Here is a 20,434-nt window from a genome sequence, read left to right on the forward strand (position 1 = left end):
AGACCGGGGTGGCCGGCCTGCCGCTGCGCCCGACCGACTGAGACGGGCCTCCTGCCCGACGGGCCGGGGGCGGGCGGGTACGGACGGCGGCGCGGCGTCAGAACAGGGTCTCCTGGCCCGGGATGACGTCGGGCTCGCTCCGGTGCTGCCGGTCGAGCAGCACCAGCAGTTCCGAGGCCCGCGTACCGGGGTGCGCTCCGGACGGCGGGTTGCTTCCGGTTCCGGCCGTACTGCTCTCGGCGGCTGTGACGTCATCGGGTGAGGGCATGGCGTTCGGCATGGGTGACTCCTGCCCCCACCAGGCCCGCACGATGCGACCTTGCACCTGAACAGGCCCCCCTCGCCGGGGGCCGACCGCGCTGGCCGCCGGGGCGGCGGTGATGGCCTGCCCGGCGGGCTCCGCCGGTACGTGCAGAAGCCAGTACCTGCGGAAGGGGGCGCGCTCTCCTACCCACCCGCAACGATAAGAACCAAATAAGATCGAGTGCATGGTCGGGGCGGGGCCGGGCACACGGTGCCTCGGAGGTTGATAACTATGGTTCCCCTGCTTCTCGTTCTTCTGCTGGCACTGATCCTCTTCGGCGCGGGTTTCGCGGTGAAGATTCTCTGGTGGGTCGCCATCGCCGTCCTGATCCTGTGGCTGGTCGGCTTCGTCGCCCGCCCCAAGGGCAGCAGCGGCCGCTGGTACCGCTGGTAACCGCACGACAACACCGCAGTCCGACACTGCATGCCCGTGGCCTGGCCCCCCGTCCCGATCGGAGGTCCAGGCCACCGGCATGTCGTCACGCGTTCCCTTTACGTGCGCGGCCGTCGGCTCCGGCGGGGCTACGGGCGGGTGTAGCGCAGGTGTACCACGCCGTTGTCGAAGGTGTGTGTGCTCTTCAGGCGCAGCGGGACCGGTCCGCCGTCCAGTTGTGGGAACAGCGGGACGCCACGGCCGATCCGTACCGGGTGCACGTAGATCGAGTACGCGTCCACCAGGTCGTGGGCCAGGAACGTGGCGGCCAGCCGGGCGCCGCCCAGCAACAGGTCGGGGCCCGGGGCCGCCTTGAGGGCGGCCACTTCCTCCGGGACGACGTCGCGCACGATCGTGGCGTTCGCGCCGACCCCCCGGAGGGTGCGCGAGTACACGTACTTGGGGGTGTCCCGCCAGATGCCGGCGAAGTCGGCCGTCAATTCCGCGTCGGGGTCGGCGGTGGTGTCGGCTTCCGTGCCGACCGTCGACCAGAAGTCCTCCATCACCCCGTACGTCACGCGGCCCTGGAGGAAGCCGCCCATCCCGCGGGCCTCGTCGTTGGCGTGCCGGTGGACCGCGTCGTCGACGACGTGCCAGTCGATCTCGCCGTCGGGCCCCGCGGTGTACCCGTCCAGAGAGACCCCCATCATGAGGATGATCTGCCGCATGGTCACCCAGGCTACGCCCGGCCCCTGACACCGGAGCGGCGCGGCACGCGGGCATCCCGGCCGGGCCCACCGGCGAGCCCGTTCACGGCGGGAGGGGGGCGTCGCGGCCGACCCGCCCGGGAGCGCCGCGGTGCGAGGACGGGCGGCCGGTCAGTGACCCCTCGGGTTCCGTTCGCACGAGCCGGCCGGCCGCACTCAGCATCCGGGGCGGGACGACCGGGCGGTACGGCGTCCGCGCGGTGAGGTGGTGGCGGAGCGCGGGTTCGGGTGCGAGCCCGTAGCGGTCGAGGTAGTAGGCGATCTGGTCGGACCAGACCCAGACGCCGTCGGTGCGGAAGCCGGCGGGCACCACCGGGCCGCGGGCGGGCTCGACGCGGTCGGGCTCGGGGCCCAGCGCGTGCACGGCGATCGGGGCCGCCCGCAGGGAGTGGAGCAGCGCGATCCGCTCCTCGACGGAGGTGACGCGCTCGTGGCCCGAGGCCATCGCCGGGCGGCCGTCCGGCGCCGTGAGGTCGAAGACCCGGGCCAGCCGCAGCCCGTCGGCCGGGGCAGCGTCCCCCGACCCGTCCCCCGCCGCGGCAGCGGCGCCGTCGGCGACGGTGGGTGTGTACGCGACGGCCGGGGCGAGGCGGTGCAGGCGCTGCCGTACGGCCCCGACCCCCGGGGGCCGGTCCGCCGGGTCCTTGGCCAGGAGGTCGAGGACGAGCCGGTCCAGCTCGCCCGGCAGGTCGGTCCGCAGGGCGCGCGGGGACGGCGGCGGCTCCTGGAGGTGGCGTACGAGGAGGGAGTGCAGCGGTCCGGTGCCGAAGGGCGGTACGCCCGTGAGCAGTTCGAAGAGCAGGCAGCCGAGGGAGTAGAGGTCGGTCCGCGGGTCGGCGCGGCCGCCCCGGATCTGCTCCGGCGCGGCGTACGGCGGGCTGCCGAGGAAGCACCCGCTCATGGTCAGGCGGGTGTAGCCCCTGGTGCCCGGTGCCGGCTCGCCGCCCTGGTGCAGCCCGGCGATGCCGAAGTCCAGCACCTTGACGGTGCCGGAGCGGGTGAGCATGAGGTTCGACGGTTTGAGGTCCCGGTGGGTGATGCCGGCGGCGTGGGCGGCGCCGAGCGCCTCGCAGACCTGGAGGATCCAGCCGACCGCCTCGGCCCACGGCGGCCGCCGGCCGGCGCCGGCGAGGGTGTCCAGCGAGGAGCCCTCGATCACCTCCATGACCACGTACAGGGGGTCCTCGCTGAAGTCGTACACGGTGACGATGTTGGGGTGGCCTGACAGGCGTGCGGTGATCTTCGCCTCGCGCCGGAACCGGGCCAGTGCCTGGCCGCTCTCCTCCCCCGTTGCACGGATCAGCTTGACGGCGACCGGCCGGCTCAGCCGCTCGTCGTCCGCCCGCCACACCTCGCCCATGCCGCCCGCCCCGAGCAGCACCCGCAGCCGGTAGCGGTCGCCGAACAGGCGGCCGTCCCCGGCCTCCCCCGTGGCGGCCGTGCTCACCAACCGTCCCCGCCGGCCGCGCCGGTCAGCCCGAAGCCGGCGCTCGCCAGCAGCGGGGCCAGCGAGTCGACGGTCACGGCGAACGCGGGCAGTTCCTCGCTCCGCAGCACCAGCACGCCGACCACCTCGCCCAGTTCGTTGAGCAGGGGCCCGCCGGCGGCCTCGGGCGGCAGCCGCAGGTCGGTCTTGTACAGCTGGAGTCCGTGCTCCGGGAACGGCTCGAACTTCTCCACGATCCCGGGGATCAGGACGTCGTCCGGCGCGGCCGCCCAGACCAGGTCACCGATGTGGGTGAGCCGGGGGAAGCCCAGGCGCAGCGGCCGCTCCGACACCGGTTCCGCCAGCAGCAGCACCGCGGTGTCGACGGCGGCCGAGTCGGACAGGAAGGTCCGCCGTACGAACCGCTCGCCCCCCGCCAGGTGCACGGTCGTCGGCGTCTCTCCCCGCGTCAGCCGCTTCCGGCTGGTCAGCACGTGGCGGTCGGAGATGAGGAACCCGCTCCCCGGCGTACCGTCCCCGTGGTCCACCCGGACGAGGGCGGACGCGGCCGCCGCCACGAAGCGCTCCGGGTGTTCGGGGTCCAGGACGAGCGCCGACAGCGCGGCCGCGTCGGCGAGCAGGCTCCGCCGGTAGCCCTCGACGTCGCCGTCTCCGGCCAGGCAGCGCAGCCGCCTGCGCAGGTCCTCCGGCTCCGTCAGCGGCTCGGTGAGTTCGCCGAGCGCGCGCAGCGCCCGCCCGTGGTCGCCCGCGTCGTGCAGCGCCCGGAAGCGCTGGAGCGGGTCGGCGTCGGCCGCGGCGAGCGCGGCCAGTACGTCGTTCCAGACCGCCATCCGCGCCATGCCCTGCCGCATCCGCCCGAGGTGTTCGCCGAGCAGTCCGGCGAGATGGCGTCCCGCGGGGATCCGGGATGCTGAGCCCGGCTGGTCGAGGTACTCCCGTACGGTGGCCAGCAGGTCGCGCAACGGGGCCCGCAGGGAGAGCAGTTCGCCCTCCATCTCGGCCGCCTCGGGGCCGTACATCTCGGCCAGCATCCGCTGGGTGGCCTCGTCGAGGGGCTGCCGGGAGGGCCGCAGGCCGGCGAGCCGTTCCCGGAACTCCCGGCACGCCGGCTCGCTCTCCTCCAGGGCCGCGGCCTCGTCCGCGAGCGTCCGCAGTGTGCGCAGGAGCTCCTCCAGTTCGCGCTGTCCGGTGTGCCGTTCGGCCATCGCCTTGATCTCCCGCGGTGAGAGCAGGGTGGTGTCCGTGAAGTCGACGGCCTTGCAGTTGCCGTTGCCCGTGTCCCTGGCGGTGACCGTCAGGACGCAGCTGGCGTCGAACTCGAAGGTCACCTCGATCGCGGGCTTGCCCTTGGGCAGGGGCGGGATGTTGGTCAGCGGGACGACCCCGATCTTCGAGCGCGGGTCGATCTGCCCGTTGTAGACCTCGATCAGCACTTCCGGCTGGTTGTCGCGGACCGTGGTGTACATGCTCGACCGCTTGGTCGGGATGGTCGTGTTGCGCTGCAGCAGTTCTGAGAAGCCCAGTTCGCCGTTCTCCTGCCGCACCGCGATGCCGAGGGGGAACGGCGTGACGTCCATCAGCAGGGCGTTCTTGAGGTATCCGGAGCGCACCGCCCCCTGGAGGGCCGCGCCGTAGGCCACGGCGGTCCGGGCGTCCGCCAGCACGGTGCGCCTGAGCCCGAAGACCTCCTCCACGATTGCGCTGACCAGCGGCGAGAGCATGGGGCCGCCGACGAGGACCAGGTGGTCGACCCCGCCGAACACCTCCGCCTTCATCCGTTCGCAGACCTCGCGCAGCGTGGCCAGCGAGTCGGCGAGGATCCGGGCGAGCTCCGCCCGGGTCAGTTCCACGCGTACCTCCGGCTCGCCGAGGAAGGCGTTGAGGGTGTACTCCGCCTCGCTCTGCGCGGACAGCGCGATCTTGAGGTGTTCGGCGGCCAGTTCCAGCCTGCGCCGGGCCCGGCCGGTGGCCGGGACCTCCAGGCCGCGGGTGCGCAGCCGTTCGGCCAGGTACTTGGTGATGATGTGGTCGAAGTCCTGGCCGCCGTACTGGTTGTCGCCGACGATCTGCTCGACGTCGTAGATGTTCTCGGTGACCCCGATGGCGCTGATGTCGAGGGTGCCCGCTCCCAGGTCCACCACGGCGACGGTGTCCTGGAGCCGGCGCTGCGAGGCGGCGGCCATGCAGGCGGCGGTCGGTTCGTGGATCAGTTGCACGGGGGTCACCCCGGCGATCTCGCAGGCGTCGCGCGTGGCGCGCTTGGCGTTGTTGAGGAAGTAGGCGGGGATGGTGAGGATGACCCGGGGGCGGTCGACGGTGAAGTCGTGGCGCTCGGCCGCCCAGTCCAGCCACTCGTCCCTGACCTGCCCGAGCTCGGCCCGGGCCAGCCCGGCGACCCTCTCGCGGACCTGCTCGACGAGGAGCTTCTCGACCAGGCTCCTGGCGTGCCGGATCAGGCGGGCGGCCACCTCCTCCGGCCGGTACGCGCGGTCGCGGATGCGGAAGGAGATGTTGTCGCCCATGCGGCGCTTGGCGGCGCTGATGTGGCCGACCACCCAGGGGGCGAGGACCTGGTCACCGGTCAGCCCGACGATCTCCTCGCCCTGTTCGGTGAGGCTCAGCGTCGAGGCGAACTGGGTGCCGGGGCCGTCCGGGCAGATGACCGGCTGCCCGGTGCGGCTGTCGTAGAGGGCCGCGACGCAGGAGTGGGTTCCCAGGTCCAGGCCCCAGACCGGGGCGAACCGGCGGTCCACTTCGGCCCGTGCGCTCTCCACCCACGCCCCGGCCCGCTCCTCGAACGCGCCCCGGCCGACGGCCCCGACCGAGTCCAGCACCTCGCGCACCCGGCCGCGGAGCAGTTCGGGTACGGCGGTGTCCTCGCGTTCCACCAGCGAGCGCAGGACCTCGACGGCCGCCGAGTCGCGTCCGCGCAGTTCCACGGCGTCCAGGCAGCGGCGTACGAGTTCGCCGACGTCGCCCGCCCGGCGCAGGAATCCGCTCAGCCGGGGGTCCTCGATGGCCTCCTCGCCCTTCCACCGGATGAGGCCGCGGGCGGCCGCCGCCGGGTCTCCGGCACGGGCGTAGAGCGCCACGGCTTCCTCGTGGCGGCCGTCCTGCTCGTGCAGGCGCGCGGCGCCGAGCAGGTCTCCGCCGGCCTCGCGGGCCGCGGCGCGCGCCGCCCGCCCCTGGGGGGAGTCCTCGTCCTTGAGGACCCGGTCCGCGTCGCCGAACCGTTCGGCCGCGCGGTACAGGCGGTGTGCGCGGTACAGGTCGCCGGAGTCCTCGGCGTGCCGGGCCGCCTCCACGGGCTCCGCGGCGGCCTCCTCGAACAGGCTCCACTCCCGGTGTACGGCGGCCCGGCCGCCGGAGTCCGGGGCCAGGTGCAACGCGGCGTCCAGGCGGCGCCGTTCGACCGCCACGGCGGCGGCGCGCAGGCTGCGCAGCTCCTCCTCCTCGCGGGCCACGGCCTCGGCCGGCGCGGCCCGGCCGAGGTGCTGGAGGACCACCGAGACGAGTCGTACGGCCTCACCGCGCTCGCCGCGCTCGACGGCGGCGTCGATGCCGGGGCGGCAGGCCGCGGCCAGGGCCGCGATCCGCTCCGGCTCGTCCTCCGGACAGGTGTCCAACGCGGCGTGTGGATGGCCGAGTTCCTCATGGCAGCGGCTCACCCGGTCGCGGCACCCGGCCCGTTCGTAGTGCGGCAGGGCCTCGTCCGGCCGGCCGGCCGCGCGGAGCAGGTCTCCGGCCCGCTCGTCGAGGAGCCGTACCTGGTCGGAGGCGTCGGCGCCCGGCGACCGGGCGAGCACCAGCCCGGCCCGTACGTCGTCCAGCCGGGGGGAGGCGGCGCAGCATTCCAGCGCCTCCCGTTTGCGGACCTCGGTGTCGGCCAGCCGTACGGCGTCGGCTCCCCGGCCCAGGAAGAGGCGTACGGGGAACAGGTCCGGCAGGAGGGGGTCGGCGAGGTGGGCGAAGAACGCCGACCAGAGCGCTCCGTCGTGCGCGAGCGCGGCACGTGCGGTGTACGCCCGTAACGCGTCGGTCGTCAGGGCGATGTCGAGCAGGCCGGCCTCCTGCCGGGCGCGCAGCAGCGAGACGAGCGTGTCGGCGTCGTCGCTCTCGGCGATCCGTACGGACAGCGATCCGTAGGCGGAGCGCTCCAGTTCACGCTCGCCCAGGCGGCCGGCCACCCCGGAGACCACGGTCAGTACGGACCGTTCGCCTCGGCCGGCCGCGGCGCGCAGCACCGCCCGCTCGGCCGGGCCGAAGGCCCGCGGGTACCCCTGGGCGGGCAGCCGGGCGTCGTACTGTTCGAAGAGCCGCAGGGCCAGCGCGTCGTCGTGGCCGAGGGCTTCCGTCAGCGCCTGTCCGTACGCGGCGGCGGCCCGGTCGAGGTCCTTGCCGGCGGGTCCGGTCGGCCCGAACCGCTGCTCGACCGCCTTGAGGGCCTTGCGCAGCTTCCGGGGCATGCCGTCCGACGACCTGCTCAGCACCACATGTCCTCTTCCCCCAGCGGTCACGGGGCGAGCCCCATTCCCTCATGCTAGCCATCCCGGCAGCGCACCGGCCGGGATCCAGCGACATCGATGCGGCCGGTCCGGGCGCGGGTTCACCCCAGGGCGAAGAGGAGGTTGACGGAGTTGTAGTAGTTGGGCAGGTGCACCAGCTCCGAGCCCGGACGCGGCGGGTCGGCCCTGGGCCAGTTCCGCGGGCCCAGCAAGTGGTCGGAGTAGTCGCTGTGCGCGACCCTCGGCACGAACCAGATGCGGTACGCGTCTCCCCGGGCGTCCGGCACGAACCGCCAGAGCTGGCTCGCGCTGTCCGCGCCGGCGCGGCAGGGCCGCAGGGTGACCCCGACGAGGTTCCCGCCGCCGGTGGTTCCGTCGAGGCAGGTTCCGGTGTCCGCGTTGCGGAGCTGGTGGGTGTGGTGACGGCCCGGCAGGCGCTGCCAGCTCTGGGAGGCCTTTCCGGTGCACTTCTCCAGTTGCACGCGGAGGTCGGACCCGGCTCCGCCGAGACCGACGCAGAGCCCCGAGCCGACGTTGACCAGGGTGCTGCCGGCGGGAGCCGGCGAGGGCGACGCCGAGGTGGGCGGGGCGGTGGCCGACCCGGTGGCCGATGCGGAGCCGGAGGGGAGCGGGGTGGCGGTGGGCGGGGATGGGGCGGTTCCGGACGCGGGGACGCCGATGGCCACGACCGGTGTCGCCGCCGGGAGCGGGCCGGCCGGGGCCGCGGCCGTACGGGCGGGTGCGGCGGCCCGGTCGGACGTACCGGGGCCCGCGTCGCCCGGGAGCAGGCCGACCACCGTGACCGTGGTTCCCGCCACGGCCACCGCCACGGCCCATTTCGCGGCGCCGGCCCGGGCCCCGGCGAGCTGGACCCCGTTGAGCGTGCCCGCGGTGAGGTGGGTGCCGTTCCCGCCCAGGGTCGACAGGAAGGCGGCCGGGTTCCACAGCAGGATCCCGCCCACCAGCAGCACGCCCAGGCGGCCGTTGACGTCGCGCAGGTCGCGCTCGGCCCGGGCGCAGCCGTCGCACGCCTGGAGGTGGCGTCCCAGGTCGCGGGTGAGCCGCTTGCCCGGGCGGCGGAGCGTGGCGGCGAGCTGGCCCCCGTAGTGCCGGCACTCGTCGCTCGCGGTCCGGGCCAGGTGGGCGCGCAGGTAGGCCTCCCGCAGGCCCTCCCGTGCACGCGCGACCAGGGAGCCGACGCCGCCCGCCGATATCCCGAGGCGTCCGGCGGTCTCGGCCGCCGGCTCGTGCTCGACGACGGCGTGCCAGAGCACGGCCTGCCAGCGTTCCGGCAGCGACCGGTAGGCGCGCAGGACGAGCGATTCCTCCTCCGCCGAGAACACGGCCTCCTCGGCGTCCTGGCCGTCCGCGAGGCGGGCGGCCCATTCCTCGAAGTCGTCGGACAGCTGCGTACGGGCGCCCTCCCGTGCCCAGGCGGCCGCCAGGCGGCGCACGCAGGTCAGCAGGTACGGCCGCCAGGCGTACTCGGGTCCGGCACCCCAGGCGACGGCCCGGTAGGTCCGGGCGAAGGCCTCGGCGGCGAGGTCCTGGGCGGTGGACAGGTCCCGGCAGCACGTACGGGCGTAGGCGAGCACCGAGGAGTGGTGACGGGCGAACACCTCGCCCATCACGTCGCCGACGTCGGCGACGCTTTCGGCGTCGGGCTCGTCGGTGTGCCCGCGCAGCAGGGCGCAGAGCTGCCCGTCGCTCAGGGTTCGGAGATGCTGCTGGCGGGCAGTGCCCGATGTACTCAACACGTGCTCCCGATTGGCTTGCTGATGACCCGCACGTCGGTTTCCGGGCGTATCCGTCATGAGGTGCGACGCTGCGCCCGACCGGAATTCGCGCAAGTGTGCACGCTCGCACGGCCGCAGGCAAACGAGTGCCCGGCGGGGAGACGCGCGGACGGCAGCGGCCGGCGCGCTCGGTACCGCCGTGGTGTGCCCGGCGGACGGGCCCGGTGCCGCGCACACCGGAGCCCCTTCGCATCACCGCAAGCCCCTTACTGCGCAAGGGTGTTGGTTAGAACGGACTGCCCCGGAGCGGGCTTCCCTTTTGGGGACTCCTCCGTATCCCGCCCCGAGTTGGTCAGGAGGATCACGCGAACCGGAACGCGCGGTGTCAGCGGCGCAGGGCCGTGCGGAGCGTGAGCCCGTGGTAACGCCGCAGCCGGTACAGCTCCCAGCAGGACAGGGCCGTCACCGTGACGGGGGCACCGAGGATGAAGGCCGCCCGGGCTCCCGGGGGGACCTGGCCGTAGGAACCGGTGATCACGTCGAGGAGTGCCATCTCCCACACCAGGATGCCGGCGAGGACCGGCGGCAGGACTTCGTGGATGTCGGCGGTGCCCCTCGTCCGCGCGCAGGACCGGTCCGGCCCCGCGCGGCGGCCGCGTGCCCGTCCGGACGAGCAGCCGTTGACCTGCGCGATCGTGACCCGGCGACCGACGACAGGAGCGGGGGACGCTCCGCGGAGTGTCGCTTCGGATCACCGAGGGGAACGTTGGAACGGCAGCAGTACGCGGAGCAGTGCTCCACGCGCAGACCGACCGCGCCTGAGCGCCGTCTCCGTCCCGCCTGCCACCGCGGTGCTCCGCCGCACCGAGTACACCGGCGTCGTGTACCGGCGCGGGTCGTGCGCCCTGCACGACCTGGAACGCGCCCTGGGGGCGCCGGCGATGGCGGCCCCGCTGCGCGGCTACGTACGGGACCACTGGCAGGGCGTGGCCACCACCGCGGACTTCGTGCGCGCGGCGCAGGCGGCGACGACGGAGGACCTCGGCCCGTTCTGGGCGGAGCACAGGATCCTCCGCTGACCGCGGTGACCGCGCCGGGCGGGGACGGGCAGCGGTTGGGGCGCCGGGATCCGCTCCGCAGCGCCGGCGGTGCGGTTAACATCCCCCGGTGACGTCCGCGCTGATCCTCGTCGACCTGATGCCCCGCATCGTGGCCCTCCCCCTCGCGCCGCACTCCGGTGAGGAGGTGCTGGCCCGCTGCCTCCGGCTCGCCGACGCCTTCCGGGCCGCCGGCCGCCCGGTGGTGCTGGTCCGCGTGGAACGGCCGAACGTGGCCGAACAGCCTCCCGGCAGCGGCTTCGCCGACGATCTCGCCCGGCCGGGCGACGTGCTGGTCGTCAAGCGGACCGTCGGCGCGTTCCACGGCACCGACCTCGACGCCCGGCTGCGCGCCCTCGGCGTGGACACGCTGGTGTTCGGCGGGCTGGTCACCACGATGGGCGTGGAGTCCAGCGCGCGGGCGGCGAGCGACCACGGCTACGAGGTGGAGTTCGTCGCGGACGCCATGTCCGGGTTCGAGGCCGAGGAGCACGACCTCACCGTGCGGCGGATCTTCCCCCGGTTCGGCGCGGTGCGCACCACCGGGGACTACGCCTGACGCCCTGCGGACTTACCGCGTGCGTGGGGGAACCTGGCGGTTCAGCGGCCCGGGCGGCCGGTTCCGTTGACCGAACCGCCCAGCAGGGCGTTGACGGTCCGCCCGTCGGCGACGCCCGTCACGGGGAGGTTCACCGACTGCTGGTACGCGCGGACCCGGTCGCGGATCTTGGTGTCCGAGGCGGTCGGCGCGCCGTTCTTGCCGCCCGCCTTGAAGTAGTCGACGCCCAGCTGCGCGAAGGCCCGGTCCGCTTGGAGGTCGTTGTCGGAGATGGTGGCCTGGGTCGCCCAGCGCAGCGCCGCGTCGAGCCGGGTGACCTCGAAGTTCTTCGACCCGCTGGTCAGCCGGTCGGCGGTGACGCCCTGCATCCACATGGAGGCGAGGGTGGCCCTGCCGAGCGTGCCGAGCTGGTCGGTGGCCGTGAGGACGCGGGTGGTCTTCTGGTCGGCCATGACGGCCTTCTGGTAGCAGATGAGCGAGGCCTCGGTCTGCGGGTCGATCACGCCCTCCTTCCACTGCCCCTTCAACGTGCAGGCGTTGTTCCCGAGGAACGCCAGCCGCAGCTGGGCGAAGTGGACCGCGACGTCGGCCTGGTAGCCGGCCCGCCAGGGCGGCCCCTGCTTCGCGGCCTGCGGGTTCCCGGCCGGGGGCGGCGGCGCTCCCCCGCCGCCGCCCGCCGGGGTTCCGCCACCGCCACCGCCCGCGCCGCCCCCGCCGCCACCGCCGGGGGCGGCGCCGGTCCCGGCGCCGGCGCCGCCCGCGCCGCCGGCCCCCGGGTCACCATCCGGGAGGGCGCCGCCGGTGAGCGGGTCCGGGGGCGGGGCGGGCGCGGAGGGCAGCGGGGTCTGCCCGCCGAGGGGGTCGGGCAGCACGGCCCCGGCCTCCGTCTTCCTCTCGCCCGTGGCCGAGTTCACCTTCGGGGCGAACCCGAACCAGAGCACGGCGAAGGCGACCGCCCCGGTGACCAGCAGGCCCCCGGCGAGGAGCAGCCAGCCGGGGAGTACCGGACGCTGCTCGAAGTCCCCGGTCAGCTCCAGGTCTCCGGCGTCCCCGGAGCGGCGGACCGTCACGGTCGTACGGTGCGTCTCGGTGCGGCCGGTCCAGCTGACCGACTGCGGCCGGACCTCCAGGTCGGCGAAGACCGCCCGGCCCGGGGCCGCCTGCACCGCGTTCGGCCGGATATCGAAGGCGAGCCGGCCGGACTCGTCGCGGGCGGTGAGCGAGGCGGTGAGCGGGGTGTTGCCGAGGTTGTCCACGGCGACGGCGGCGCGTCCGCGGAAGCGCCCGACGAGGCTCGGCGGCACCAGTTCGGCGCGCAGTTCGGTGAAGGGGGTGACGGTGACCCGGCCTTCGACGACGTCCCGCTGCCCGGGGTGCTCGCGCGGTTCGACGAGGATCCCGAACGGAGCGGGTCCCGCCGGCGCGTCGGGGGAACGCGGCGGTGCGAAGTCGATCTCCGCGCTGCCCTCGCTGCCCGGGTAGAGCCGCAGGGTGCCCGGTTCGACCCGGGCCCAGCCGGCGGGGGCGCCCACGATCGAGATCCGGTACTCCTCCACCGTGTCCCCGGTGTTGCGCACCCGCAGGCGGGCCGTGGTCCGGCCGCCGGGGTCGACGGCCACGGCGGCCGGATCGAGAGTGGTCCACATCGTCATGCGGGAAGGCTAGGCGGCACGGGCGGGCCGATCGGTGCCCGAACGTGCCGGACCGGGGGCACACCCGGCTGCCCGTACGGACCACCCGAGCGTGTCAGTGCGCGGAGGGGGCGGGGGTCTGTCGGGCGAACTCGCGGACCAGCGGGTGGTAGCGGTAGCTGCCCGAGGCGCCGGGCTGCAGCAGGCCCGAGTCGACGAGCTCGTCGATCGCGTCGGCCGTCCCGGCCTCGGAGACACCGGTCACGTCGGCGGCCCACGCGTGCCCGAAGGCGTCGGGCGCCGCCGCCGTGGCACGGAGCGCCCGGGCGGCGGCCGGCGTCAGGCGGGAGTGGCAGCGGCGCAGCCGGTCCTCGACGGCGACCCCGTCGGCCCGCAGCGCGGCGAGCAGCCGGGGGCCGTCCGCGGACGCGAGGGCGGCCGCCGGGAGCGCGGGGTCCAGGCTCAGCCGCCGGCCGGCCAGGTACAGGGCGAGCGGCAGTCCGGAGCACCGGCCGGCGAGGGCGCGCAGCGCCGCGGACTCCCCTGTCGGGCGCACCGGCCCGGCGGCAGCCGCCAGGAGCCGCAGGGCGGCCGCCCCGTCGAGTTCCCGGACGTCGACCAGGCGCGCCCCGGGTACGAGCAGACCCCGCCCGGTGCTCGTGACGAGCGCGGCGCAGCCCGGGGTCCCGGGCAGCAGCGGGAGCAGCCCGGCGGTGTCGTGCGCGTCGTCCAGGAGGGCGAGCACGCGCCGCCCGGCCAGGAGCGAGCGGTAGAGCGCCGCCCGGGCCTCCAGACCGTCGGGCACCTCGGGACGTGGTACGCCGAGCGCCTGTACGAGCCGGGCCAGCGCCTCGGCGGCGCCGCCGCGCAGGCAGGCCCGGAGCACGCCGTCGGGGAAGGAGCCGCGGACCAGCTCGGCGACGTGTTCGGCCAGGGCCGTCTTGCCGATGCCGGGCATGCCGGTGAGCACGGCCACGGGCACGGCGTCGGCCCCGCTGGTGAGCAGCCGCGCGAGCAGGCCGGTCTCCGCGGCCCGACCGGCGAACGGGACCGCGGGAGCGAGGGGGGCCGCGGGAGCGAGGGGGACCGCGGGAGCGAGGGGGACCGCGGGAGCGAGGGGGGCCGCCGGGGCAGAGGGTGCTGCCGGGGCGGGCGGGCCCGCCGCGATGAAGGGGAACGTGGGCGCGGACGCCGCGCCGGATGTCGCGCGCTCCCTTCCCGGGGCCGCCGCGGGCGGGGATTCCGTTCCCGGCCGGACCGCGCCCGGTCCACCGGCGGCGTCCCTGGCCCGCAACCTGCGGTTTAGCGCTGCCAGTTCGGGCCCGGGCGGGACCCCGAGTTCCAGGTCGAGGATCTTGCGGGTGACCTCGTACACCGCGAGGGCCTCACCGGAGCGGCCCGCGCGGTGCAGCGCGAGCATGAGCAGGGCCTGGGTCCTCTCGCGCAGCGGGTGCTCGGCGGCGAAGGCGCGCAGGGCCGCGACGGCCGCGATGTCGCGGTCGAGGCCGAGTTCCAGGGCGCTGTGGAAGTGGTCCTCTCGGGCGGTCAGCCACAGTTCGGTGAGCCGGTCCCGCTGCGCCTCGGCGTACGGGCCGGGGAGCCCGGCGAACGGCGTGCCCGACCAGAGTCCGAGCGCGTCACCGAGGGTGCGGTACGCCTCGCGGGTGTCACCGGCGGTGCGCAGCCGGGCGGCGTCGGCGAGACCCCGCTCGAACTGGTCCATGTCCAGGACCGGGTGGCGCAGCCGCAGGGCGTAGCCGTCGGGGGCGGACAGCAGGAGCCTGGCCGGGGCGCGGGCGGGCCGGTCCGGCTCGAAGAGGGAGCGCAGCCGGGACACGTACGTGCGCAGGGTGCCCACGGCGCGCGGCGGCACCCGCTCGCCCCAGAGGGCGTCCTGGAGTACGGCCATCGGCGCGGCACGCCCGCGCCGCAGGAGCAGGACGGCGAGCAGGGCCCGCTGCTGGTTCGATCCCAGGGCCAGCGGTGCCCCGCCGGGCACCCGGGCGGTCATCGGCCCGAGCAGCCGGAACCGCAGGCCCGCCGCGTCTCCCACGCCCTGCTCCTGCGTCACGCGCCCCCCGATCCGCCCCACCACGGCCGGGGGCCACGTTACTTCGGCCGGGTGCGGGGGGTACGGGCGGGCAGCCCGGGCTGCCCCCGACTCCGTCCGCCCGGTCCTCCCGCAGCGGTGGGCGGATGGGCGAAGGTCGGATTGACCAGCGGAACCGGCCCGTCCCACCACCGCGAGGAGATCACCGCGTGCCCACCTACCTGTCCCCCGGCGTCTATGTGGAAGAGGTCGCCGGCGGGTCCCGGCCCATCGAGGGAGTGGGGACCTCCGTCGCCGCCTTCGTGGGGCTGGCTCCCCACGGGCCGCTGAACGAGCCGACGCTGGTGACCAACTGGTCGCAGTACGTCGCCGAGTTCGGTGATTTCACGGACGGCTGCTACCTGGCTCACTCCGTGTACGGGTTCTTCAACAACGGCGGCACGGCGGCGTACGTCGTCCGGGTGGGCGGCGCCCCCGCGGCCGGCCGGCCGGCGTCCGCGGACGGCGGACGCCCGGCCGCCGCATCCAGCCCGGCCGCCGCGTCCGCCGCCGGAGCGGCCGGGGCCTCCGCTCCGCAGGGGATCGCGGTCGGCGAGGCCGTCGCGCTCGGCGCGTTCAAGGTGGCGGCGCTCGCCGCGGGCCGGGCCGACGGCGGGACGCTGACCGTCGAGGTCCAGGACGTCGAGGGCGAGGGCGGCGCCGACCGCTTCAAGCTGCTGGTCAAGGACGGCGACACGCTCGTCGAGGACTTCGACGTCAGCGCGCGGAAGTCGGCACGCAACTACGTCGTCACCCAGATCCGTCAGCGGTCGAAGACCATCGTGGTCGAGGAGTCCGCGCCGGGTGGGGCGCAGGCCCGGCCCGAGGCGCAGACCCTCACCCTGGCCGTGCCGGCACCGGTCGTGCTGCCCGCGTCCTCCGCCACGGCCCCGTCGGGGGCCGCGCAGTCCTCCGGGGAAGGACCGCTGGAGTCCGCGCAGTTCATCGGGGACTCCGCCGACCGCACCGGATTCGGCGGCCTGGAGGCCCTGGACGAGATCAACATGGTGGCCGTCCCGGACCTCATGGCCGCCTACCAGCAGGGCCTGATCGACCTGGAGCAGGTCAAGGCCGTTCAGCTCGGCATGGTCGCGCACTGCGAGCTGATGGGCGACCGCATGGCGGTCCTCGACCCGCCGCCCGGGCTGAACGCCCGCGACATTCGCAAGTGGCGCATGGAGGTGACCGGTTACGACTCCCGCTACGCCGCGCTCTACTACCCGTGGATCAAGGTCTTCGACCCGTCGAGCGGGCAGACCAAGGTGGTCCCGCCCTCCGGCCACATGGCCGGCGTATGGGCCCGCAACGACGCCGAGCGCGGCGTGCACAAGGCGCCGGCCAACGAGGTCGTGCGCGGCGCCGTCGACCTGGAGCTCCAGATCACCCGCGGCGAGCAGGACCTGCTCAACCCCGTCGGCGTGAACTGCATCCGCGCCTTTCCGGGCCGCGGCATCCGCGTGTGGGGTGCGCGCACCCTGGCCTCCGACCCGGCGTGGCGCTACCTGAACGTGCGCCGCTACTTCAACTACCTGGAGGAGTCGATCCTGATCGGCACCCAGTGGGTGGTGTTCGAGCCCAACGACCAGGCGCTGTGGGCGCGGATCCGCCGCAACATCTCGGCCTTCCTCGTCAACGAGTGGCGTTCCGGCGCCCTGTTCGGCCAGCGGCCCGAGGACGCGTTCTACGTGAAGTGCGACGCGGAGACCAACCCCGTCGAGTCCGTGGACCTCGGGCGGGTGGTGTGCGAGATCGGCATCGCACCGGTCAAGCCGGCCGAGTTCGTGGTGTTCCGGCTGGCGCAGTTCTCGGGCGGCGGCGGGGAGTTGGAGGAATAGGCCCCTCCCGCCGAGAGCCCGGCGCCTGACCGCCCGCTCACCGCGCACGCCGCACACTCCCCACACGCCACTCACCCCCGTACAAGGAGAAGCCCCGCATGTCCCTTCAGCCGGGTGACGCACTCACCTCACACAATTTCGGCCTTCAGATCGACGGTGTCATGGTCGAGTTCCTGCAAGAAGTCAGCAGCCTGTCCATGGAACAGGACGTCATCGAGTACCAGCAGGTCTCGGCGGACGGCAGGCCCGTCATCAAGAAGCTGCCCGGCGTGAAGAAGGCCGGACAGTGCTCGGTGACACGGGGCGCGACCCAGTCGAGCGCGTTCACCGAGTGGATCAGCGCCTCGATCAACGGCGACATGGGCTCCGCCCGGAAGAACGCCACGATCATGATGATGGATTACCAGGACAACCCGGTACGCCGCTACAACCTGCGCAATGCCTGGTGCTCCAAGGTGGAGGTCAGCTCGGTGAAGGCGGGCGCCGCATCGGCGCTCACCGAGCAGGTCACCATCACCTTCGAAGAGCTGGTCATCGAGTAATGCGACGCCAGGGACCAGGGCAGGGACAGGCACAGGCACAGGGGCAGGCGTACGGGCCGGTCGCGGGACACGGGCCGGCCACCGCCCCGGCGGGCGGGCACCCGTCCGGTGCGGGCGTCGGCGGCCCGGGTACCGCCGTACGGGAGCCGCTGCGCACGGAGTTCGAGTTCGAGCTGCCGCGCGGTTTCGTGGACGAGTCCGGCGGCGTGCACCGGAACGGCTCGATGCGGCTGGCCACGGCCCGCGACGAGCTGGTCCCGCTGCGGGACGTCCGGGTGCGCGAGAACCCGGCGTACCTGTCGGTGGTGCTGCTGGGCCGCGTGATCACGCGGCTCGGCACGCTGGCGGCGGTGCACGACGGGACGGTGGAGAACATGTTCGCCTCCGACCTCGCCTTCCTCCAGGACTTCTACCGGCGGATCAACGCGGAGGGCCACACCCGTGCGGCCGTGTCGTGTCCGCACTGCGAGGGCGCGTTCGAAGTCGAGCTGGCCGGGAGCCGCCTGGGGGAATCGTGACGTACGCGGCCGACCGGATCGAGGAGGAGACCGCGTACCTGGCCTACCACCTCCACTGGGACCTGGACACGATCCTCGACCTCGAACACGCGGACCGGCAGGCGTACGTACGGCGGGTGGCGCGATGGGAGGAAGCGTAGCGGGAACAGCGGCGGCACGGTGAACCGGAAGGGAAAGGGGAGGACGATGGGACTGTTCGGACGACGCCGTCGCGGGCGGGACCGCGCGGTGGACGGTACGGGAACGCCGGCGGGACCGGCCGGGACCGGAGTCGCCGCCGTGGACGAGGTCACGGACGCGGCCGGACCGCTCCCGGACGGCGGGTGGGCGGCCACGGCGCCGGTCCAGCGGGTGCTGGGCGTGCCGCGGCTGACGGCCGACCGGAACTTCCCCATGTCCCTGGCGACACGGCAGACCCTGGCCTTCAGCAACGTGATGGGGCACGCCGTCGCGCCGTCGGCTCCGTCCGGCCTGCTCCTGGACGCCCTCGTACCGGTCCTCCCGGGTCCGGGCCCGGCCCCGCGTTCCGTCGCCCCGACCCTGCAACGCCTGCCCTTGGCGGGAACGCCCCCTCACCCCCCGAAGCCGCTACCCGCGGCCCCCACCGCCACCCCGCCACCCCCGACGCCCCACCGCGCCCCACCGGCCGAAGCCGCCCCGGCGGCCGCGTCCTTCACGCCCGCGCCGACAGCCCCGGCGGTGTCCTCGGCCCCGGACCGCCCGGCGATGTCCGGCGCCGGCAGCGCGACCTTCACCTCGTCCCCCCGCCCCGCGAGCCCCGCCCCTACGCGGGCGACGGCCCCGGCTCCCTCTCCGGCCCCAGCCCCGGCTTCGTCCCCAGCTCCGTCCCCAGCTCCGGCTCCGGACCGCGCACCGACGACCGAAGCCACCTCGACGGCGCCGCCTCCTCCGCTCCCGTACCCCGCCGCCACAGCGGCCGCTTCCCGGGCGCCCGGTACGGCACACACCCCCGCCGCGCATTGCCCGAACGGCACAGCCCCCACGTCCGCCACACCGCCACCCACCCCGGGCGCTGCAACCGCAGCTCCCCCGCACCCCGTACAGCGGGCCGCCGCCGCGACCCCCCAGCCCGGAACCGCCCCACACGCGCCACCCCCGACCGGGAACACGGCCACGCCACGCCCCACGACCCCACCTCCGGCCACCACCCCGAGGCCCATGGCCACCCCCGCAGCTCCGGCACCGGACCCGTCCCCCGCACGCGCAGCGGCCGCTTCCCCTGCACCCCGTACGGCACACACCCCCACGTCCGCCACACCGCCACCCACCCCGGGCGCTGCAACCGCAGCTCCCCCGCACCCCGTACAACGCACCGCCGCCGCGGCACCCCACCCCGAGACCACGGCACGGCCCCGCCCCACGTCCCCTCAGGCCGCCACCCACGAGCCCACGGCAGCCCCCGCAGCGGCAGCGTCCACGCCGCCTCGCGGAGCTGCGACCCCCGCCCCCGTACCCCCCGTACACCGCGCCGACCCGGCCGCACCCCGGCCCGGGGCCTCCCCCGTACCCTCCGCGGCCCCGGAACCCGGCCGGGCCGGAACACCGGCACCGGCACCGGCTTCCCCCGTGCGGCGCGCGACGGCGTCCCCGGCGCCAGCCGCACCGGGTACCACCGAGCCGGCCCGGAACACGGTCCAGCGCGCCCACGCGCCGCAGGCACCCCGCGCCGGGGTCACGCGAGGCGCCGACCACGGCAACGCGGCCAAGGGCGACGGCACTTCGCCTACGAACGCTGCCGAGCACCCGCCCGGTCAGGTCCCCGCGCCCGACGCCGAGCACGGCGTGCGCGCCTTCCCGCCGCCGCTGATCCGTACGGGGTTCGGGCCGCAGACCTCTGGCAGCCGTACCCCCTCCGCGGATGCCCCGGCGCCCGCCGTCGCGCCGCGGACGGGCCCGAGTCCCGCTCCGGCGGCGTCCGGGGCGCGGATCCTCCCGGCGTCCGCGCCGGCCGGTGCCCCGGCTGACCGCCCGGCCCGACCGGCGCAACCCGCCCGGCCCGTATCCGTCGTGCAGCGGGCCGCGCGCACCGGTTCGCCGCTGACCTCCGCGCCCCGGCCCGTGGTGCCCTCGCGGACGCTCCGGCCCGTCGGCTCCCCGGACGTTCCCCTGCCCGAGCCCGTACCCACCCCTGAAGGGCCGGCTGCGACGCCCCCCGAACCGCTCCTCGCAGGAGCCCTCAACGTCCCCGTGCCCGTTCCTCCCCCGGGGTCGGGCACGGGGACTCACAAGCCCCTCGTACGGCGGGTGCAGCGCGCCCTGCCCGAGGAGTCTCCGGCAAGGCTCCGGAGGCCCCTGATCGGCGCCCCGATCAAGCCGGCCCCGGCTCCCGTGCAACCGCCGGCGCCCGCACCGTCGAAGCCCACGGCCCCGGCCCAAGCCCCGCCCCCGGCACCGGCACCGCCCCCGGGACCCGCACCCCTGCCCCTCCCCTCCGTACGGATTCCCCCGCCCCGGATCCAGCGTGCACCCGTGGCTCCGGCGCCCCTGGCCTCCGGGCGGCCGATCACCCCGGCGGGGCCCGCTCCGCAACCGGTGCCCGCGGCTCCCGCCGTGCTGCGGCGGACCTCTGCCGTACCCGCCGGTGCGGCGCCCCTCCCGCTCGCCGCACTCGGCCCGCACACCGCCCCGGGGGCCGCCTCCGCCTCCACGCCCCCAGTACCCCCCGGCCCCGGGGCCCCGCCGAGAGCCGTCCCCGTGCAACGGATCCCCCGCCCGTCCGCCGTGGCACCCTCCGCACCACCGGCGCCACTGCCCCCGCCCCCGCCGACCGGCATCCCCGTACAGGCCGCCCCGGCCGCCCCGCCACCCGGCGCCGCGCACCCCGTCGCCCCGGACGCCGCACCACCGCCCCCGTCGCAGCCCCCACCGCAGGCCGAGCTCGACGCGCTCGCCCGGCGCCTCGTCGCCCCGCTCTCGCGGCTGCTGCGCGCCGAACTCCGCGGGGACCGCGAACGCCTCGGCCGCCTCCGCGACCGCTGACCGCTCCGTACACACCTGCCCCGCACCACAAC

At 75.3% G+C, this 20,434-nt stretch carries 16 protein-coding genes; 8 read left to right on the forward strand and 8 right to left on the reverse strand.

Going from position 1 to position 20,434, the window contains the following annotated elements:
* Positions 1 to 97: 97 nt before the first annotated feature.
* Complete coding sequence (locus ACFWTC_RS25395; RefSeq protein ID WP_383924637.1) at positions 98 to 280, reverse strand: hypothetical protein; 183 nt, start codon at positions 278 to 280, stop codon at positions 98 to 100.
* 255 nt (positions 281 to 535) lie between these two features.
* On the opposite strand from ACFWTC_RS25395, the gene ACFWTC_RS25400 reads away from it, so the two are divergent.
* A complete protein-coding gene (locus ACFWTC_RS25400; RefSeq protein WP_383924640.1) occupies positions 536 to 697 on the forward strand; it encodes a hydrophobic protein in 162 nt (53 codons plus the stop codon).
* 128 nt (positions 698 to 825) lie between these two features.
* On the opposite strand, the gene ACFWTC_RS25405 is transcribed toward ACFWTC_RS25400, so the two are convergent.
* The 5 genes from ACFWTC_RS25405 to ACFWTC_RS25425 all read right to left on the reverse strand — a co-directional run bounded on the left by ACFWTC_RS25405 (position 826) and on the right by ACFWTC_RS25425 (position 9,684).
* Positions 826 to 1,404 carry a dihydrofolate reductase family protein gene (locus tag ACFWTC_RS25405; RefSeq protein WP_383924643.1) on the reverse strand — a complete coding sequence of 193 codons (579 nt, stop codon included), beginning with the start codon at positions 1,402 to 1,404 and terminating at the stop codon, positions 826 to 828.
* A gap of 82 nt (positions 1,405 to 1,486) precedes the next feature.
* Positions 1,487 to 2,890 carry a serine/threonine-protein kinase gene (locus tag ACFWTC_RS25410; protein ID WP_383924646.1) on the reverse strand — a complete coding sequence of 468 codons (1,404 nt, stop codon included), beginning with the start codon at positions 2,888 to 2,890 and terminating at the stop codon, positions 1,487 to 1,489.
* On the reverse strand, positions 2,887 to 7,380 hold the full coding sequence (locus ACFWTC_RS25415) for an Hsp70 family protein (protein WP_384029695.1): 4,494 nt from the start codon (positions 7,378 to 7,380) through the stop codon (positions 2,887 to 2,889). The genes ACFWTC_RS25410 and ACFWTC_RS25415 overlap by 4 nt, the downstream gene beginning before the upstream one ends.
* Before the next feature lie 116 nt (positions 7,381 to 7,496).
* A complete protein-coding gene (locus ACFWTC_RS25420) occupies positions 7,497 to 9,149 on the reverse strand; it encodes a sigma-70 family RNA polymerase sigma factor (protein WP_384029693.1) in 1,653 nt (550 codons plus the stop codon).
* A 367-nt stretch (positions 9,150 to 9,516) separates the two neighbouring features.
* Positions 9,517 to 9,684, reverse strand: a complete 168-nt coding sequence (locus ACFWTC_RS25425) for a hypothetical protein (RefSeq protein WP_383924655.1) — start codon at positions 9,682 to 9,684, stop codon at positions 9,517 to 9,519.
* A gap of 298 nt (positions 9,685 to 9,982) precedes the next feature.
* On the opposite strand from ACFWTC_RS25425, the gene ACFWTC_RS25430 reads away from it, so the two are divergent.
* Both ACFWTC_RS25430 and ACFWTC_RS25435 read left to right on the forward strand, forming a co-directional pair.
* A complete protein-coding gene (locus ACFWTC_RS25430) occupies positions 9,983 to 10,210 on the forward strand; it encodes a hypothetical protein (protein ID WP_384029691.1) in 228 nt (75 codons plus the stop codon).
* A gap of 88 nt (positions 10,211 to 10,298) precedes the next feature.
* Positions 10,299 to 10,787 (forward strand): isochorismatase family protein, encoded by a 489-nt coding sequence (locus ACFWTC_RS25435; RefSeq protein ID WP_383924660.1) that lies wholly within the window; start codon positions 10,299 to 10,301, stop codon positions 10,785 to 10,787.
* Positions 10,788 to 10,828: 41 nt separating this feature from the next.
* Here ACFWTC_RS25435 and ACFWTC_RS25440 read toward each other — a convergent pair whose 3' ends face one another.
* Together ACFWTC_RS25440 and ACFWTC_RS25445 are read right to left on the reverse strand one after the other, a co-directional pair.
* Positions 10,829 to 12,439 carry a peptidoglycan-binding protein gene (locus tag ACFWTC_RS25440; protein ID WP_384029689.1) on the reverse strand — a complete coding sequence of 537 codons (1,611 nt, stop codon included), beginning with the start codon at positions 12,437 to 12,439 and terminating at the stop codon, positions 10,829 to 10,831.
* A 94-nt stretch (positions 12,440 to 12,533) separates the two neighbouring features.
* The gene (locus ACFWTC_RS25445; protein WP_384029687.1) at positions 12,534 to 14,471 is read right to left on the reverse strand and encodes a BTAD domain-containing putative transcriptional regulator; all 1,938 of its coding nucleotides are present in this window, start codon (positions 14,469 to 14,471) and stop codon (positions 12,534 to 12,536) included.
* Between the two features lie 206 nt (positions 14,472 to 14,677).
* Between ACFWTC_RS25445 and ACFWTC_RS25450 the strand changes: the two genes are divergently transcribed.
* From ACFWTC_RS25450 to ACFWTC_RS25470, 5 genes are all read left to right on the forward strand, one after another.
* Positions 14,678 to 16,342: a phage tail sheath family protein gene (locus ACFWTC_RS25450; protein WP_384029685.1), complete on the forward strand. Its 1,665-nt coding sequence runs from the start codon at positions 14,678 to 14,680 to the stop codon at positions 16,340 to 16,342.
* A 98-nt stretch (positions 16,343 to 16,440) separates the two neighbouring features.
* Positions 16,441 to 16,884, forward strand: a complete 444-nt coding sequence (locus tag ACFWTC_RS25455; protein WP_383931163.1) for a phage tail protein — start codon at positions 16,441 to 16,443, stop codon at positions 16,882 to 16,884.
* A complete protein-coding gene (locus ACFWTC_RS25460) occupies positions 16,884 to 17,402 on the forward strand; it encodes a hypothetical protein (RefSeq protein WP_383931160.1) in 519 nt (172 codons plus the stop codon). The genes ACFWTC_RS25455 and ACFWTC_RS25460 overlap by 1 nt, the downstream gene beginning before the upstream one ends.
* A complete protein-coding gene (locus tag ACFWTC_RS25465; protein WP_383931158.1) occupies positions 17,399 to 17,542 on the forward strand; it encodes a hypothetical protein in 144 nt (47 codons plus the stop codon). The genes ACFWTC_RS25460 and ACFWTC_RS25465 overlap by 4 nt, the downstream gene beginning before the upstream one ends.
* A gap of 2,350 nt (positions 17,543 to 19,892) precedes the next feature.
* Entirely contained in the window at positions 19,893 to 20,402 is a 510-nt protein-coding gene (locus tag ACFWTC_RS25470; RefSeq protein ID WP_383931155.1) for a hypothetical protein, read from the forward strand.
* The last annotated feature ends 32 nt before the right edge of the window (positions 20,403 to 20,434 follow it).

The sequence above is a fragment of the Streptomyces sp. NPDC058619 genome, from assembly GCF_042717785.1.
In the GTDB taxonomy this organism is placed as follows: domain Bacteria; phylum Actinomycetota; class Actinomycetes; order Streptomycetales; family Streptomycetaceae; genus Streptomyces.